This is a genomic window from Cellulomonas sp., assembly GCF_035634735.1.
In the GTDB taxonomy this organism is placed as follows: Bacteria; Actinomycetota; Actinomycetes; order Actinomycetales; family Cellulomonadaceae; genus Cellulomonas.
Genome location: NZ_DASQCJ010000123.1, coordinates 1 through 14,819, shown reverse-complemented (window position 1 = coordinate 14,819; position 14,819 = coordinate 1). Strand labels below are relative to the sequence as shown.

Genomic DNA, 14,819 nt, shown 5'->3' with positions numbered 1-14,819 from the left:
CGACGGCATCAAGTTCCCCGACTTCATCCGCTCGCAGAAGCGCCTGCCCGGCTCGAACCTGCGCGACAACGACATGCAGTGGGACTTCTGGTCGCTGTCCCCCGAGTCGGCCCACCAGGTCACCTGGCTCATGGGCGACCGGGGCCTGCCGCGGTCCTGGCGGACGATGGACGGCTTCGGCTCGCACACCTACCAGTGGATCAACGCGGCCGGCGAGCGGTTCTGGGTCAAGTACCACTTCAAGTCCCAGCAGGGCATCGACAACCTGACCGCCGACGAGGCCGCGCAGCTCGCCGGCTCCGACGCCGACCACCACATCCGCGACCTGTTCGAGCACATCGCCGACGGCGAGTTCCCGCGCTGGACGCTGTCGGTGCAGGTCATGCCGTACGAGGACGCCAAGGCGTACCGGTTCAACCCGTTCGACCTCACGAAGGTCTGGCCGCACGCCGACTACCCGCTGATCGAGGTCGGCGTGATGGAGCTCAACCGCAACCCGGAGAACTACTTCGCGCAGATCGAGCAGGCGACGTTCGCGCCCAGCAACTTCGTGCCGGGCATCGCCACCAGCCCGGACAAGATGCTGCTCGCGCGGATCTTCTCCTACGCGGACGCCCACCGGTACCGCGTCGGCACCAACCACGCGCAGCTCCCGGTGAACGCCCCGAAGTCCGAGGTGCACTCGTACTCGAAGGACGGCGCGGCGCGCTACCACTTCAACGCGCCCGAGGTCCCGGTCTACGCGCCGAACTCGGTCGGCGGCCCGGCGGCCGACCCGGCCCGCGCCGCGGAGTCGGCGGGCTGGGAGGCGGACGGCGAGCTCGTGCGCACCGCCGCGACGCTGCACCCCGAGGACGACGACTGGGGCCAGGCCGGCACGCTGTACCGCGAGGTGTTCGACGACGCCGCGCGCGCCCGGTTCCTCGAGACGATCACCGGCCACGTCGGCGCCGTGAAGAGCGACGTCATCCGCGCCCGCGCGATCCAGTACTGGACCAACGTCGACGCCGGCCTCGGCGCCGCGCTGGCCGCCGCGCTCCAGGGCACGGCGCCGGTCGAGAACGGCGAGCCCGCCACCGCGAGCACGCCCGTCGCGTGACCCCGCGCGGGGCGGGCGGCCCCCCAGCCGCCCGCCCCGCCACCCCGCGGCACCCGACGAGGGCGCGGCCGGCACTCGCTCCGGCCGCGCCCTCGTCGTCGCGGTGCGGGTCGCGGACGATGAGAGGATCGGCGGCATGAGCGAGACCCCGGACCCCACGACCGCCACCCGCGACATCGCCGACGTGGCCGCGGTCGAGGTCATCACCACCGCCGCCGTGCACCTGATGAGCGCCGCCGCCGTCAAGTGCGGCCTGTCCCCCGACACCGACGAGCACGCCGGCCGCGACTACCTGGACCTCGACGAGGCCCGGAAGCTGATCACCGCGCTCGCCGCGCTGGTGACGGCCTCGGCGCCGGACATCGGCAACCAGCACGCCCGCTCGCTGCGCGACGGGCTCCGCTCGCTGCAGCTCGCGTTCCGCGAGGCGAGCCCGTTCCCGGACGCCCCGGGCGAGGGCCCGGGCGAGAAGTTCACCGGCTACGTGTCCTGACGCCGCCCCGCTCGCGCCGCACCCCCGGAACGCCGAGTCTCCGTCCCCCGCCTCCCGACCGCCCGCGCGGGACAGGCGCGGGACGGAGACTCGGCGTCGTCGTGGGCGGGGAGGGCGCGCACCCGCGCCCGCGACCGCGACCGGGTCAGCGGGTCGTCGGGTCCGGGGCCGCGTCGACCGGGGACGGCCGCACCGGGACGTCGTCCGCCCCGGCCGGCGCGGGCGTCGGGACGACCCACTCGGCGGGCGACGTCCCCGCCGGCTCGGTCGACGGCGCGGGGACGACCCCCGCGGGCGCGCCGCCGAGCCCGGCCGCGACCGCCGCGCGCCGACCGGCGCCCCGCCGCCGCACGACCGTCAGCACCGCGAGCCCCAGCACCGACAGCAGCAGCCCGACGCCGCCCGCGGCCGCGAACCCGCCGCCCGGGCCCGTCGAGTCGATCACCGCGCCGACGACCGGGGCGCCCAGCGCCGCGCCGACCGTGTTCGCGGTGCCGCTCCAGCCCATGATCTCGCCGCGCCGGTGCTCCGGGACCATCCGGACCAGCGACGCGTTGATCGCCGACAGGCTGGCCGCGCACGGCAGGCCGGCGACGACCACCGCGAGCGCGAGCTGCCACTGCGTCTGCGCGAACGCGGCGGGCACGGTGGCCGCGCCGAGCAGGGCCACGAGCGCCAGCGGGTGCAGCTCCCGCTTCTGCGCGCCGTACACGAGGCCGCCGACGACGGACCCGACGCACCACAGCGCGATCATCCAGCCGACCGCGGTCTCCCGCTCCCAGCCCTGCAGCGCGGCGACGATGCCGACGTCCGTCCCGTTGAGGATGAGCGCGGCGGCGGAGGCGGCGGCCAGCACCACGAGCAGGCCCGGCGTGAGCAGCCGCGGCCGGCGGCCCCCGTCCGCGGCCGGGTCGGGCGCCGTGCCCTCGGGCGAGCGGGTCGGCGGGTTGAACCACATGAGCAGCAGGCCCGCCCCGACCGTCGCCACCCCGACCAGGGTGAGCGCCGCGGTGGTCGACACCTGGGTCGCCACGAGCACGCCGAGCGTCGGCGCGAGCATGAAGGTCATCTCGGTGCCCACCGAGTCGAGCGCGTACGCCGTCCGCTGCTGCTCGGCCGGCACCAGTACCGCGAGCGACTGGCGCACGACGGAGAACACCGGCACCAGGAACACGCCCGCGACCACGGCGGCGACGAGCAGCGCCTCGTAGCCGAGCCGCGGGGCGACCAGCCAGACCGCGGACTCCACGACGACCGACGGCAGCAGCGCCCGGCGCAGGCCCAGCCGGTCCACCCGGCGGCCGCGCCACGGCGAGCCGATCGCCACGCCCACGGTCATCGCCGCCGCGACCAGGCCGGCCCGCGCGTACCCGAGGCCGAGCGGGCCGACGACGTGCAGCGTCAGCACGACGCCGGTCATCGCGTGCGGGATGCGCGCCACGAACGAGACGAGGACCAGGGGCAGGACACCGGGCAGCCGCAGCAGGCGGCCGTAGGGGGCGAGGGACACGCCCAGGATTCTCGCCCGCCGCGCGCCTGTCGGACGACAGGATTCGGCCGTCCGGGCGCGCGCCGGGACGTGACGTCCGCCACCCGCCTCCGCCCCGGGACGGATCCGGGCCGCGCTGGCTCCCCGTAAGGTGGTGGCGTGACGTCTGCCACCGGGCCGCACGACCCGATCGGCCCGCCGCGGCCGGCCGGGCCCTCGTCGTGGTCGGACACCGCCACCCGCCCCGACGACGCGGCGCCGGTCGAGCACCCGGCGACGCACCCGGACGACCGCTCCGCGACGCGGCACCCCGAGCACAGCCACCTGGCGCCGCCGCCCGCGCCCCGGCACCGCCGCCGGCCCTGGGCGGTGGTGGTCCTGTCGGTGCTGCTCGTCCTCGTCACCGCGCTGGCGTACTACCTGTGGGTGCGCACCGTCCGGTACGAGGAGTACGCCGCCGGGATCGAGGCGCAGGGCCGCGCCATCGGCACCGAGCTCGCCACGCTGCGCACCCAGCACGACGGCACCCTGGCGGAGCTCGCCGCGGTGAACGAGCAGCTGACGACCGCGCAGAGCCGCATCACCCAGCTCGCCGACGAGAAGGCCCAGGTCGGCGACGACCGCGAGGTGCAGCGCCAGCTCGTCGACTACCAGGAGCGCATCTCGCAGGCCGCCGCGAACGTCGCGTCCGCGCTGTCGACCTGCATCGACGCGCAGAACCAGCTCATCACCTACCTCGAGGACGCGGCGGCGTACGACCCTGCGGACCTGCAGCGGTTCAAGTCCGACGTGCAGGGCGTGTGCAACGCCGCCACGGTCGCGAACACGGAGCTGCAGCGGCAGCTCGCGGCGGGGGCGACCGGGTGATCCGCCCGACCGCCCGCCGCACCGCCCTCGGCGCCGCGGCCGTCCTGCTGCTCGCCGGGTGCGGCGTGCTGCCGCCCATGCCGGGCCCGGTGCCGACCGACCTGGTGCCGTCGAGCGCCCCCGTCCCCACGCCGTCGTCCTCGGGCAACCTGTCCCCCGACGGCTTCGACGCCGCGCAGCGGATGGCGGTGCGGATCCGGAACGTCGGCTGCAACTCGCTGTCGACCGGCTCGGGCTTCGCGATCGACGAGACGACGCTCATCACGAACCGGCACGTGGTCGCCGACTCCGCCGACCTGCAGCTGAGCACCTACGACGGCCGGGACGTCGCCGTGACCGCGTCCTCGACGGCCGCGCTGGCGGACCTCGCGGTCGTGCGCACCGCCGACCCGCTGCCGTCCGCGCCCGGCCTCGCCGACGCCGACCCGAACCCCGGCGACGAGGTGACCGTCGTCGGCTACCCGCAGGGCGGCCAGCTCACGGTCACGAGCGGCCAGGTCATCGGCGCGACCACCGACCCCCTGAACGAGAACCTCGGCCAGGTGCTCGTCACGAACGCCGAGGTCGAGCCCGGCAGCTCCGGCTCCGCGGTGCTCGACGCCGAGGGGCACGTGGTCGGCGTGGTGTACGCCAAGAACTCGACGGGGCAGAGCTTCGTGGTCCCGGTCAGCACCCTGCGCCAGCTGCTCGGCGACGAGGCCGCCTTCACGGCGAGCGCCTCCTGCACCTCGGGCTGACCCGGCGCGGCCCCTGGTGGGCGTGCGACCCGCCGTGCCACGGTGGGCGCACGGACACCCACCGAGGAGGACGACGATGACCGACGAGACCCACCCCGACCTGCCCGGCCTCACCCGGGCGGCGAGCGACATCATCTCCGTGCGGCGCGTCTTCGGGGAGCCGTACGAGCACGGCAGCACCCTCGTCGTGCCGGTGGCCAAGGTGATGGGCTGGCACGGCGTCGCCGGCGCGCACGCGGACGCGCGGGTCGGGATCCGCGGCGGGCACGGCGGCCCGGGCGGGTCCGGCGGGCCCGGTGCCGGCGGGTCGGGCTCGGGCGACGGCGCGGGCGACGGCGACGGGCCGGCGGGCGACGGCGCGACGCCGGAGGGCGCCGGCGGGCCGCGCGCGCACGGCGGCGACCGCGGTCCCGGGGTCGAGGCGGGCACGCCCGGCGCGGGCGCGGCGGAGGACAGCGGGCACGGCGCGCACGCCGGAGCGCCCGAGGACGGGCCGTGGGCGTCGTCCGGGCCCGGCGCGCCGGCCGGGGCGGTCGGCAGCGCGGGCGGTGGGGCGGGTGCGCCGGGCGGGCCGGGCGCGCCGGGCGGGCCGGGCGCGCCGGTCGCGTGGGCGGGTCCCGGCGGCTGGCCGCACGGGCCGGGCCGCGGCGGCTGGCACGGCGGGCCCGGGCACGGCGGACGGCTGCCGTTCCTGCGCGGGCCGCTGTGGCCGTTCGGCGCCGGCCGGCCCGGGGGCCGCGGCGTCGGCGCGGCGGACGCGGGTGGCTACGCGACGCGGGTCAAGCCGCTCGGGGTGTTCGTGATCGACGACGACGGCGCGCAGTGGCAGCCGGCGCTCGACCTGAACCGGATCATCCTCGGCGGGCAGGTGGTCGGCGCGGTGGCGACGGTCGCGCTCGCCTGGGCCCTGCGCCGACGCCGCCTCTTCCACTGACCGGCGGGCGGGCCCGGCGGGAGGCGCGGGGCCGCGAGTGTGCAGGAGACGCGCCGAGTGAGTACCCGGCGGGTACCCGCTCGGCGTGTTTCCTACCCCCTCGGTGCTGCGGCGCGCCGGGTCAGCGGAGGCGGACCTCGAGGGAGTCGACGCGCTGCGTCACCGTCTCGTCCGCGGCCAGGGCCTCGCCGACCCGGCGCAGCATGCCGTCGAGCGTCGGGCGGTCGAGCCCCGGCACGAGCGTGAGCACGACGGCCACCTCGGCGCGCGCGCCGGGCACCGCGTCCACGTCGACGACCGGGCCCGCGGCGGGGGCGGGCCCCGACGCCGCGGCGGGCTCGGCGCGGCGGCGCCGGAACCACGACCGCTCGCCCGAGCCGCCGGCGCGGCCGGACGCGTCGGCGGCGTCGGACGCGTCCGGGCGCCGCGCGGCCGCGTGCGGCGCGGGACCCGCCGGCAGCGCGCCCAGCACCGCGGCGCGGATCGCCGCGCGCACCTCGGGGTCGACGACCCGACGGTCGGCCGCGGCACCCGCGGCACCCGCGGCGTCAGCACCGCCGTCGCCCGCACCGCCGTCGCCCGCCGCGTCCGCGTCGCCGCCCGGCAGCACCGCCGGCCGCCACGCCTGCTGCTGCGCCAGCGCCCACACGGCCGGCCGGGGCAGCAGCGCCGTGACCGGCCCACCCGGGTCGAGCACCACGAGCTCCCAGCCCTCGCTCACGACCGACAGCGCCGCCCGGACCACGTCCGTCGGCACCGGCCGCGCCTCGCGCCGCCAGGCCGCCATGGTCGCGACGGACGAGAACACCGGCAGCGCGGTCCGGCCGTCGGGGGCCTGCAGCGCGACGATGCCCGCGGACGCCTCCTTGTCGACCGTGTGCGCGTGCCCGCCGACCTCGACGGTCCCCGCCTCCTCGAGCTCCGCCAGCACCGGCACGAGCACGCGGGTGCCGGCCAGGGCCTCGACGACCCCAGCCAGCGTGCCGGTGCCGTCACCCAGCGCGGCGAGCGCCGCCGCGACCCGCGGGTCGGCGCTGCCGTCGTCCCCGGCGAACGCCGAGGTGGGCGGGAGCTCGCGCCCGGTCACGGGCGGCCGGCGACGTCCAGGGCCTCGGGCAGCGTGAACGCGCCCGCGTACAGGGCCTTGCCCACGATCGCGCCCTCGACGCCGACCGGGACCAGCTCGCGCAGCCTCCGCAGGTCGTCCAGGGAGGAGATGCCGCCCGAGGCGACGACCGGCGCGTCGGTGCGCGCGCACACCTCGCGGAGCAGGTCGACGTTCGGCCCGCGCAGCGTGCCGTCCTTGGTCACGTCGGTGACGACGTACCGGGAGCAGCCGACGGCGTCGAGCCGGGCCAGGACCTCCCAGAGGTCGCCGCCCTCGCGGGTCCAGCCGCGGGCGGCGAGCGTGGTGCCGCGCACGTCCAGGCCGACCGCGATGGCGTCGCCGTGCCGCGCGATGGCGTCGGCGGTCCAGTCCGGGTCCTCCAGCGCGGCGGTGCCGAGGTTGACCCGGGCGGCGCCGGTGGCGAGCGCGCGCTCCAGCGAGGCGTCGTCGCGGATGCCGCCCGACAGCTCGACCTTGACGCCCTTGCCCGACAGCACCTGCGCGACGTCGGCGAGCAGCGCGGCGTTCGACCCGCGGCCGAAGGCGGCGTCCAGGTCGACCAGGTGGATCCACTCCGCGCCGCCGACCTGCCAGTCGAGCGCGGCGGCGAGCGGGTCGCCGTAGGAGGTCTCCGAGCCGGCCTCGCCCTGGACGAGGCGGACGGCCTGGCCGTCGGCGACGTCGACGGCGGGCAGGAGCTGCAGACGGTCGGACATGGGTCTCCTCGTTCGGGGGCGTGCGGTGGTGCGGGGCGGCGCGCCGGCGGCGGCGCGGCCGGTCAGTCGAGCGAGCCGACCCAGTTCTCGAGCAGCTGGGCGCCGGCGTCCCCGGACTTCTCGGGGTGGAACTGCGTGGCGGCGAGCGGGCCGTTCTCGACCGCGGCGACGAACCGGCCGCCGTGCTCGGACCACGTCACCAGCGGCGGGGTCAGCCGGTCGGCGTCGACCTGCTCGGACAGCGGGAAGCTGCGCGCGGCGTACGAGTGCACGAAGTAGAACCGCTCGTCCTCGATGCCGGCGAACAGCCGGGTGCCCTCGGGCGCGTCGACGGTCGACCAGCCCATGTGCGGGACGACCTCGGCCTCGAGCCGGTCGACCGTGCCGGGCCACTCGCCCAGACCCTCGGTCTCGACGCCGTGCTCGTCGCCGCGGTCGAACATGACCTGCATGCCGACGCAGATGCCGAGCACGGGCCGCCCGCCGGCGAGCCGCCGGTCCACGATCTGCTCGCCGCGCACCCCGCGCAGGCCGGCCATGACGGCCGCGAAGGCACCGACACCCGGGACCACGAGGCCGTCGGCCTCCCCCGCGTGCTGGGCGTCGGACGTCAGCTCGACCTGGGCGCCGACCCGCTCGAGGGCGCGCACGGCCGAGCGGACGTTCCCGAATCCGTAGTCCAGGACGACGACACGAGGCTGGCTGGGCACCCGTCCAGGCTACCGGGCGCGCGCCCGGCCGGCCGTCCCGCGTCCGGTGCGCGGGACGTGACGTGGGCGTCAGTCCTTGCGGCGCCGCCCGCCGGCGGACAGCGCGCGCATCGCGGCCCACCGCGACATGCCCACGCTGGTCTCCACGCCGGGGACCTCGCCGACCGGCTTCCCGCCGACCAGCAGGTCGTCGAGCAGGTCCGGCGCGCCGGAGAGCACGAGGCCGGCCGCGAGGTCGTCCTCCTTCTCCCCCGCGGACCAGCGGCTGGCGGCGATCCGGCCCGCGCGGCGGTCCAGCAGGATCACCGGCGACGTGCGCAGCATGCGGGAGATCGCGCCGGCGGCCTCGGCGGTGCCGGCGGCGTCCGCGGTGTGCCGCAGGACCGCGAGCGCCCCGACGGGCGACGGGACGGCGTCGACGTCGACCCCCGCGAGCGAGCACGCGGCGGCCAGCGGCTTCGCGCCGGCGACCTGGGTCACGACGATCGCCACGACCGGCTCGTCGGGCTCGGCGGCCGCGGCCTCGAGCCCGGCGAGGTCGTCCGGGACCTCGACGGACGGCTCGTCGCCGTCGGCCGAGCCCGGCGCCTGCGCGGGCTCAGCCGGCCCCGCGTCCAGGCCGTCGAGCCCCGACAGGTCGTCCGGGATCTCGAACCCGAGGTCGTCGTCGTCCGGGCGACCGGGCCCGTCCGGCGTCCCCGCGGTCACAGGGCGCCCTTGGTGCTCGGGATGCCGTCGACCCGCGGGTCGAGCGCGACCGCGAACCGCAGCGCGCGCGCCAGCGCCTTGAACTGCGCCTCCACGATGTGGTGCGGGTCCCGGCCGGCGAGCACGCGCACGTGCATGCCGAAGGCGGCGTGGTGCGCGATCGACTCCAGCACGTGCCGGGTCAGCGAGCCGGTGAAGTGCCCGCCGATCAGGTGGTACTCCTGCCCCTCGGGCTCGCCGGAGTGCACGAGGTACGGGCGCCCGGACACGTCGACGACGGCCTGCGCCAGCGCCTCGTCCAGCGGCACGGTGGCGTCGCCGAACCGCGCGATGCCCCGCTTGTCGCCCAGCGCCTCGCGGAGCGCCTCGCCCAGGCAGATCGCGACGTCCTCGACGGTGTGGTGCGCGTCGATGTGCGTGTCACCGGTCGCCCGGACCGTGAGGTCGATGAGCGAGTGCTTGCCCAGCGCCGTGAGCATGTGGTCGTAGAACGGCACCGTGGTGCTGATCTCCGTGCGCCCCGTGCCGTCCAGGTCGACCTCGACGACGACGCTGGACTCGCTCGTCGTGCGCTCGACCCGGGCGGTGCGCCCGCCGGTCGTCGTGCTCAAATCCCCAGCACCTCCCACAGCGCGGCGGTGAACGCCGCGGTCTCCTCCGGGGTGCCGACCGACACCCGCAGCCATCCTTCCGGGCCGACCTCGCGGATCAGCACGCCCCGGTCCAGCAGACCCTGCCAGACCGCGTGCCGGTCCTCGCCGACCTGGAACAGCACGAAGTTCGCGTCGGACTCCGCGACGCGCAGCCCGCGGTCGCGCAGGTCGAGCACGAGCTGGTCCCGCTCGGCCCGCAGCGAGCCGACCTGGGCCATGAGCTCCGGCGCGTGCCGCAGCGCCGCGCGGGCCGTCGCCTGGGTCACCGCGGACAGGTGGTACGGCAGCCGGACCACGCGCAGCGCGTCGACCAGCTCGCGCGACGCGGCGAGGTAGCCGACCCGGGCGCCGGCCAGGCCGAAGGCCTTCGACATCGTGCGGCTGACCGCCAGGTGCGGGTGGTCCGCGAGCAGGGTGAGCGCGGACTCGACGCCCTCCCGGCGGAACTCGCCGTACGCCTCGTCGACGACGACCACGCAGCCGCCCGGCACCTCGGCCGCGGCCGCGAGCACCGCGCGGACGGTGTCGAGCTCCAGCGCGGTGCCGGTCGGGTTGTTCGGGCTGGTGAGCAGGACGACGGACGGTGTCTCGCGGGCGATCAGCGCGCGGGCCTCGGCCGGGTCGACGTCGAACTGCTCGGTGCGCCGACCCGCGACCCACCGCGTGTGCGTGTCGCGCGCGTACTCCGGGTACATCGAGTACGTCGGCGCGAACGACAGCGCCGTGCGGCCCGGGCCGCCGAACGCCTGCAGCAGGTGCAGCATGACCTCGTTCGACCCGTTGGCCGCCCACACCTGCTCCGGCGCGACGCGCACGCCCGACTCGACGGCCAGGTAGTCGGCGAGGTCGGCGCGCAGGCCGAGGAACTCGCGGTCCGGGTACCGGTTGAGCCCGTGGGCGGCCTCGGCGACGGCGGCGGCGATGTCGGCGACCACCTCGGCCGACGGCGGGTACGGGTTCTCGTTGACGTTGAGCAGCACCGGCACGTCGAGCTGCGGGGCACCGTAGGGCACCTCGCCGGCCAGCTCGGGGCGCACCGGCAGCACGGGCCGCGCGGCCTGGGGGGCGGTGTCGGGTGCGGTCACCGGGCGATCGTATCCGCGCTCCGGCCGCGGGACGGCGGCCGTCCACAGGCGGCCGCCCCGCGCGGGCGCAGCGGCGGGCCCTAGCGGCCGACGCGCGGGCGGTCCCGGCGGGCGGCCCGCGCCCGTCCCGCCGCCCAGGCGCTGACCGGCGGCGCCGTCACCGTGAAGACCAGCGCCAGCGCGGCCACGCCGAGCAGCGCACCGCGCAGGTCGGTCCGCTCGGCCAGCAGCCCGACGTAGGCCGGGCCGAGCAGGAAGCCCAGGTACGCGGTCGCGGCGACGGCGGAGGTGGCCCTGCCGTGCTGCGCCGGGTCGGCGCCCCGCAGACTGCGGCTGAGCAGCGTCGGGAACAGCGTCGCGGTGCCGAGCGCCGCGAGGACCAGTCCGACCAGCGCGACGACGACCGACGGCGCGGTGGCCAGCACCGCGGTGCCCGCGGTCGCCAGCGCCCCGCCGCCGACCAGCATCGCGGTCGGGTGGCTGCGCGACAGCGGCGCCAGGCTCAGGCGCGCCAGCGCGGCGGTGGCGGCGAACGTCGCCGGGGCCGCGGCGGCGAGCTGGGGCGACGCGCCGAACACGTCCGTGAGCAGCACCACCCCCCAGCTCTGGTGCGCGTTCTCGACGGCGTAGGCCAGCGCGGCGACCAGCCCGACGACGAGCAGCGGCGCGGCCGGGCCGACCCGGCGGAGCAGGCCCGCGAGCCGGCGCCGGTCGGGTCGCTCCGTCGACGGAGGTGCGCCCGCCGCCTCCCGGCCTGCGCCGTCCCGGTCGCCCGGGACCCGGAGCGCCGCGGCGGTCCGCCAGGTGACCGCCGCCAGGACGAGCATCACCGCCGCGACCACGACGAAGGCCGCGGGCAGCGGCAGACCCGCGCCCAGCAGGGCGCCGGTGGCCAGGCTGGCCGCGACCACGCCCACCGAGAACAGCCCGTGGGACCGGGTCAGGAGCGGCTGCGCCGTGACGTGCTCGGCGCGCCCGGCCAGCGTGTTCACGGCCACGTCCGCGGCGCCCGAGGCCGCGCCGACCACGAGCATCCCGACGACCAGCCGCGCCATGCCGTCGGCCCCCGCGGTGATGAGCAGCCCGGCCCCGGCCAGCGCCGCCAGCAGCCACGCCGCCACCCGGAGCCCGTAGCGGTCCACGGCGCGCCCGGTGACGGCCATCGCCGGCAGCGCGCCCAGGCCGACGAAGAGCAGCGCGGTACCCAGCCGACCCTCGTCGACCCCCGCCTGGGTGCGCAGCGCCGGCAGCGCAGCCCCCAGGCGCCCCAGAAGAACCCGAAGGCGGCGAACGCCGCATACGGCGCCAGGGCTGCGCGCTCGGGGCTCCGCGGGGTACGGGGCGCGGCGGTGGCACCCTCTCGTTTCATGATCGTAACGTTACACAGATAGGCTGCGGGTGTGTCCACCCCCGCAGCACGGCGCCCCACGCTCAAGGACGTCGCCCGCCACGCGGGCGTCGCGCCGATGACCGTCTCGTACGCGTTCACCCGGCCTGACCGGGTCGCCGACGCCACCCGGGTCCGGGTGCTCGCGGCCGCGGCCGAGCTGGGCTACCGCCCCAGCAGCACCGCCCGCGCCCTGCGCTCGGGACGCGCCCAGCAGCTGGGCGTGGTGGTCGGCGAGCACCTGTCCTACCTGTTCGACGACCCCCAGGCGGCACGGTTCCTCGCCGGCGTCACCGACGTCTGCGTCGAGGAGGACCTCGGCGTGGTGCTGATCCCCACCCGCGGGGACGCGTCGGACGTCGACCGGGTGCTGTCGGCGGCGGTGGACGGGTACGTCCTGTGGACCACCGCGGCGGACGACCCGGTGCTCGCCGCGGTCGCGGGCAGCGGGCGGCCCGCCGCCATCCAGGGCGGCCCCGCCCACCCGGGGCTGGTGCGCATCGGGCCCGACGACCGCGCGGCGGCCGCCGCAGTCGGGACGGCGGCGATCCGTGCGGCGTCCCCCGGGGCCCCCGTCGTCGTCGTCAGCTTCCCGCTGGACCGCCGCCGGACGGGAGGTGTCCTCCGCGGCCGCGACCTGCCCGCGGACCTGACGGACCCCGCGGCGGTCCCGTTCCCCGTCACCGGGGCCCGGCTCGCCGGGTACCGCGACGCGCTGACCGCGGCCGGCCACGACTGGGACGACGTCCGGGTCGCCGTGGTCGAGCGCAACCAGCGCGCCCGGGGTGCGGAGGCCGCCGCGGCGCTGCTCGAGCCGCTCGGCCCCGGCCCCGCCGTGCTGCTCGCGATGAGCGACGAGCTGGCGCTGGGGGCGCGCACGGCGACGGACCGCGCGGTGCGGGAGGCGACGCTCGCCGGGTGGGACGGCTCGCGCGAGGCCGCCGGAGCGGGCATCTGGTCGGTGGCCGCCCCGCTGCGCGAGCAGGGCCGGGCGTGCGCGCGGGCGGCCCTCGCGGCCGGGCCCGGCGAGGACGCGGTGCCGTGGTCCGTGGTCCCGCCCGTGGCCGTCGGGTGAGCGGCACCGTGTCGGGGGCGGTGGCTAGGGTCGGGGGCGATGACTGACGTGGACCAGAACGCACCGACCGGACCCGACGCGGCCGAGCGCGCCGCCCTGCGCGAGGAGGCCGAGGCCGTGCTGCGCCGGCTCGTGGGCCGGGAGGACGCGCGGCTCCGGGACGACCAGTGGCGGGCGATCGACGCGCTCGTGAGCGACCACCGGCGCGCGCTCGTCGTGCAGCGCACCGGGTGGGGCAAGTCGGCGGTGTACTTCGTCGCGACCGCCCTGCTGCGGGCGCGCGGCGCCGGGCCGACCGTGCTGGTGTCCCCGCTGCTCGCGCTCATGCGCAACCAGGTGGCGTCCGCGCAGCGCGCCGGCGTGAAGGCCGCGACCCTGAACTCGGCGAACGTCACCGAGTGGGACGACGTGCACGCGCAGATCGCCGCGGGCGACGTCGACGTGCTGCTCGTCTCGCCCGAGCGGCTGACCCACCCGCAGTTTCGCGACGAGGTGCTGCCCCGGCTGGCGGCCGACGCCGGCCTGGTCGTCATCGACGAGGCGCACTGCATCTCGGACTGGGGTCACGACTTCCGCCCGGACTACCGGCGCATCCGCACCCTGCTGGGCGAGCTGCCCGACGGCATCCCGGTGCTGGCCACCACCGCGACCGCGAACGCCCGGGTGACCGCCGACGTGGCCGAGCAGCTGGGCACCGCGGTGCGGGACGACGTCCTGGTGCTGCGCGGCCCGCTCGACCGGTCCAGCCTCGACCTGTCCGTGGTCCGGCTGCCCGACACCGCGGCGCAGCTCGCGTGGCTGGCGCAGAACCTGCCTGCGTTCGAGGGCTCCGGGATCGTCTACTGCCTGACCATCGCCGCCGCGCAGCAGGTCACCGAGCACCTGCGCGCCGCCGGGCTCGACGTCCGGACGTACACCGGCCAGACCGACCCGGCCGAGCGCGAGGTCGCGGAGGCCGACCTGCTCGCGAACCGCGTGAAGGCGCTGGTGGCCACCTCCGCGCTCGGCATGGGCTTCGACAAGCCCGACCTCGGCTACGTGATCCACGTGGGCGCGCCGTCCTCCCCCATCGCCTACTACCAGCAGGTCGGCCGCGCCGGCCGTGCCGCCGAGGCGGTCGGCGGCCGCGCGACCGCCGTGCTGCTGCCCGGCCGCGAGGACCGCGCGATCTGGGAGTGGTTCGCCTCGACGGCGTTCCCGCCGGAGGACGACGTGCGCGCCGCGCTCCGGGCGCTGCGGGAGGGCGGCACGCTGTCGACCGCCGCCCTGGAGACGCACGTGTCGCTGCGCCGGTCCCGGCTCGAGCAGATGCTCAAGGTGCTCGACGTCGACGGCGCCGTGCGCCGGGTGCGCGGCGGCTGGGAGGGCACCGGCGAGCCGTGGTCCTACGACGCCGAGCGCTACGACCGGGTGACCGCGACCCGCAAGGCCGAGCAGCAGCTCATGGTCGACTACGTCACCACCGAGGGCTGCCGGATGGCGCACCTGCGCCGGGCGCTGGACGACCCGGAGCTCGCCGGTCCCGCCGGCGAGGCCTGGCGGTGCGGGCGGTGCGACCGGTGCACGGGCACCGCCGTCGGCGTCGCGCCCGACGCCGAGCACGTCGCGGGCGCCCAGGCGCTGCTGACCACGGCCGGCGTCGCGGTCGACCCGCGACGGCAGTGGCCCACCGGCATGGCGACGCTCGGCCTCGACCTGCGCGGACGCATCCCGGCGGAGGAGAACGCCGAGCCCGGCCGCGCCGTCGCCCGGCTCGAC

Annotated in this window: 15 protein-coding genes; 7 read left to right on the top strand and 8 right to left on the bottom strand. The window is 77.5% G+C overall.

The window, feature by feature from the left end; genetic code table 11:
• Nucleotides 1-1,099: catalase (locus tag VER05_RS11130; RefSeq protein ID WP_324845418.1), on the top strand; the 1,099-nt coding region annotated here is incomplete at its 5' end.
• A 136-nt stretch (nucleotides 1,100-1,235) separates the two neighbouring features.
• Nucleotides 1,236-1,592, top strand: coding sequence for a DUF1844 domain-containing protein (locus VER05_RS11125; RefSeq protein ID WP_147793764.1), 357 nt, complete (start codon nucleotides 1,236-1,238; stop codon nucleotides 1,590-1,592).
• 145 nt (nucleotides 1,593-1,737) lie between these two features.
• Here VER05_RS11125 and VER05_RS11120 read toward each other — a convergent pair whose 3' ends face one another.
• Nucleotides 1,738-3,102, bottom strand: coding sequence for an MFS transporter (locus VER05_RS11120; RefSeq protein ID WP_324845417.1), 1,365 nt, complete (start codon nucleotides 3,100-3,102; stop codon nucleotides 1,738-1,740).
• Between the two features lie 138 nt (nucleotides 3,103-3,240).
• On the opposite strand from VER05_RS11120, the gene VER05_RS11115 reads away from it, so the two are divergent.
• The 3 genes from VER05_RS11115 to VER05_RS11105 all read left to right on the top strand — a co-directional run bounded on the left by VER05_RS11115 (nucleotide 3,241) and on the right by VER05_RS11105 (nucleotide 5,619).
• Nucleotides 3,241-3,948, top strand: coding sequence for a hypothetical protein (locus VER05_RS11115; protein WP_324845416.1), 708 nt, complete (start codon nucleotides 3,241-3,243; stop codon nucleotides 3,946-3,948).
• On the top strand, nucleotides 3,948-4,685 hold the full coding sequence (locus VER05_RS11110; protein WP_324845420.1) for a serine protease: 738 nt from the start codon (nucleotides 3,948-3,950) through the stop codon (nucleotides 4,683-4,685). Before VER05_RS11115 ends, VER05_RS11110 begins: the two co-directional genes overlap by 1 nt.
• Before the next feature lie 76 nt (nucleotides 4,686-4,761).
• On the top strand, nucleotides 4,762-5,619 hold the full coding sequence (locus tag VER05_RS11105; RefSeq protein ID WP_324845415.1) for a hypothetical protein: 858 nt from the start codon (nucleotides 4,762-4,764) through the stop codon (nucleotides 5,617-5,619).
• 121 nt (nucleotides 5,620-5,740) lie between these two features.
• On the opposite strand, the gene VER05_RS11100 is transcribed toward VER05_RS11105, so the two are convergent.
• The 7 genes from VER05_RS11100 to VER05_RS11070 form a co-directional block, all read right to left on the bottom strand.
• Nucleotides 5,741-6,706, bottom strand: a complete 966-nt coding sequence (locus VER05_RS11100; RefSeq protein WP_324845414.1) for an SseB family protein — start codon at nucleotides 6,704-6,706, stop codon at nucleotides 5,741-5,743.
• Complete coding sequence (gene priA, locus VER05_RS11095) at nucleotides 6,703-7,443, bottom strand: bifunctional 1-(5-phosphoribosyl)-5-((5-phosphoribosylamino)methylideneamino)imidazole-4-carboxamide isomerase/phosphoribosylanthranilate isomerase PriA (protein WP_324845413.1); 741 nt, start codon at nucleotides 7,441-7,443, stop codon at nucleotides 6,703-6,705. Before priA ends, VER05_RS11100 begins: the two co-directional genes overlap by 4 nt.
• 62 nt (nucleotides 7,444-7,505) lie before the next feature.
• Complete coding sequence (gene hisH / locus VER05_RS11090; protein ID WP_324845412.1) at nucleotides 7,506-8,153, bottom strand: imidazole glycerol phosphate synthase subunit HisH; 648 nt, start codon at nucleotides 8,151-8,153, stop codon at nucleotides 7,506-7,508.
• A gap of 69 nt (nucleotides 8,154-8,222) precedes the next feature.
• Complete coding sequence (locus VER05_RS11085) at nucleotides 8,223-8,861, bottom strand: hypothetical protein (protein WP_324845411.1); 639 nt, start codon at nucleotides 8,859-8,861, stop codon at nucleotides 8,223-8,225.
• On the bottom strand, nucleotides 8,858-9,472 hold the full coding sequence (hisB, locus tag VER05_RS11080) for an imidazoleglycerol-phosphate dehydratase HisB (RefSeq protein WP_324845410.1): 615 nt from the start codon (nucleotides 9,470-9,472) through the stop codon (nucleotides 8,858-8,860). The genes VER05_RS11085 and hisB overlap by 4 nt, the downstream gene beginning before the upstream one ends.
• Nucleotides 9,469-10,599, bottom strand: a complete 1,131-nt coding sequence (locus tag VER05_RS11075; protein WP_324845409.1) for a histidinol-phosphate transaminase — start codon at nucleotides 10,597-10,599, stop codon at nucleotides 9,469-9,471. Before VER05_RS11075 ends, hisB begins: the two co-directional genes overlap by 4 nt.
• A gap of 80 nt (nucleotides 10,600-10,679) precedes the next feature.
• Nucleotides 10,680-11,849 carry an MFS transporter gene (locus VER05_RS11070; RefSeq protein ID WP_324845419.1) on the bottom strand — a complete coding sequence of 390 codons (1,170 nt, stop codon included), beginning with the start codon at nucleotides 11,847-11,849 and terminating at the stop codon, nucleotides 10,680-10,682.
• 150 nt (nucleotides 11,850-11,999) lie between these two features.
• Between VER05_RS11070 and VER05_RS11065 the strand changes: the two genes are divergently transcribed.
• Both VER05_RS11065 and VER05_RS11060 read left to right on the top strand, forming a co-directional pair.
• Complete coding sequence (locus VER05_RS11065; RefSeq protein ID WP_324845408.1) at nucleotides 12,000-13,061, top strand: LacI family DNA-binding transcriptional regulator; 1,062 nt, start codon at nucleotides 12,000-12,002, stop codon at nucleotides 13,059-13,061.
• Nucleotides 13,062-13,100: 39 nt separating this feature from the next.
• Nucleotides 13,101-14,819: RecQ family ATP-dependent DNA helicase (locus VER05_RS11060; RefSeq protein WP_324845407.1), on the top strand; the 1,719-nt coding region annotated here is incomplete at its 3' end.

Bases quoted from the DNA above. Each gene is read 5' to 3' on its own strand.
- VER05_RS11125 (WP_147793764.1), top strand. From the start codon at position 1,236: ATGAGCGAGACCCCGGACCCCACGACCGCCACCCGCGACATCGCCGAC.
- priA (WP_324845413.1), bottom strand. From the start codon at position 7,443: ATGTCCGACCGTCTGCAGCTCCTGCCCGCCGTCGACGTCGCCGACGGC.
- VER05_RS11105 (WP_324845415.1), top strand. From the start codon at position 4,762: ATGACCGACGAGACCCACCCCGACCTGCCCGGCCTCACCCGGGCGGCG.